The 1,433-nt window shown below is 51.7% G+C and carries 1 protein-coding gene and 1 pseudogene; both read left to right on the top strand.

The annotated features are described in order from the left end of the window. Positions 1-114 (top strand): annotated as a pseudogene (locus tag IQ219_RS19590) (photosystem II q(b) protein); the annotation flags it as partial. A gap of 146 nt (positions 115-260) precedes the next feature. Next, positions 261-1,433, top strand: a 1,173-nt coding sequence (gene speA, locus IQ219_RS19585) for a biosynthetic arginine decarboxylase (protein WP_194073722.1), incomplete at its 3' end; no start/stop codon positions are given.

Raw genomic sequence — 1,433 nt, 5'->3', positions numbered from 1 at the left:
GCCAACATCGGTTTTGAAGTGATGCACGAACGCAATGCCCACAACTTCCCCCTCGACTTGGCTTCTGGGGAGCAAGCTCCTGTGGCTTTGACCGCTCCTGCTATCAATGGTTAATTCCTTGGTGTAATGCCAATTGAATAATCAGCGAATTGCACTCTCCTTTCCGGGGGGTGCTTTTTGCTTGGTCAGCAACCAGGCGATCGCCGGAGAGTCCGGGGCAGTTACCATGGAAAGACGGATTAATCTTAAACAGAGGGATTATGGGGGAAGAACCTTTGCCGGGGGAAAAACAATTGGGCAAGAAGTCAAAGAAGAAAAATACTGCCTGGAGCATTGAGGAAAGCGAGACCCTGTACCGAGTCGAGGCTTGGGGCGCACCCTATTTTGCCATCAATGCCGCCGGTAACGTGACGGTTTCCCCCAACGGCGATCGGGGGGGCTCCTTAGATTTACTAGAACTGGTGGAGGCCTTGCGGCAAAGGAAATTAGGCTTGCCCCTATTAATTCGTTTTTCCGATATTCTTGCCGATCGCCTAGAGCGGTTGAATAGTTGTTTTGCCAAGGCGATCGCCCGTTACAACTACCCCAACACCTATCAGGCGGTTTATCCAGTTAAATGTAACCAGCAACGGCATTTGGTGGAGGCCTTGGTGCGCTTTGGCCAAACGTCCCAATGTGGACTCGAAGCGGGGTCCAAGCCAGAATTGATGATTGCCCTGGCTACCCTACCGCCCCCCCTAGACCGTCAGGATAAACATGCCAAACCCCTAATTATCTGCAATGGCTATAAAGACCAGGATTATCTAGAAACAGCCCTGCTGGCCAAGCGCTTGGGCCATCGTCCCATCATCATCATTGAACAACTGCGAGAACTGGAATGGGTACTACACATCTCCCAGCAGTTAAATATTAAACCCATGTTGGGGGTGCGGGCCCGGTTGAGTTGTCAGTCGTCCAAATCCTCGGAAACTTCCTCCAGCAAGGGCGATCGGGCCAAGCTAGGACTGACCATGCCGGATATTGTTACCATGATTCGTCGGCTGGAGGAAAATAACTGCCTTGATTGCCTGAAAATGCTCCATTTCCATCTGGGAACCCAGGTTTCAGACATTGCCCTGATTAAAGAAGCCATGCGGGAAGCCAGCCAACTCTATGTGGAGCTGGTCAAGTTGGGGTCCAAAATGCGCTACCTCAATGTGGGCGGCGGTTTGGCGGTGGACTATGACGGTTCCAAAACCAACTATCCCGCCTCGAAAAATTACAATATGCAGAACTACGCCAACGATATTGTGGCGGCCATTCAAGATGCCTGTGAGCTTGGGCACATTGCCCCTCCCATCCTAGTGAGCGAAAGTGGACGGGCGATTATGGCCCATCAGTCGGTGCTAGTTTTTGATGTGTTGGGCAGTAACCATGCTGGCTTTAGTGAACCC

It is taken from the genome of Synechocystis sp. LEGE 06083 (assembly GCF_015207725.1).
GTDB lineage: Bacteria > Cyanobacteriota > Cyanobacteriia > Cyanobacteriales > Microcystaceae > Synechocystis > Synechocystis salina.
Note: the sequence above shows the minus strand (reverse complement) of the source record. Positions and strands in the feature narration are given on the sequence as shown.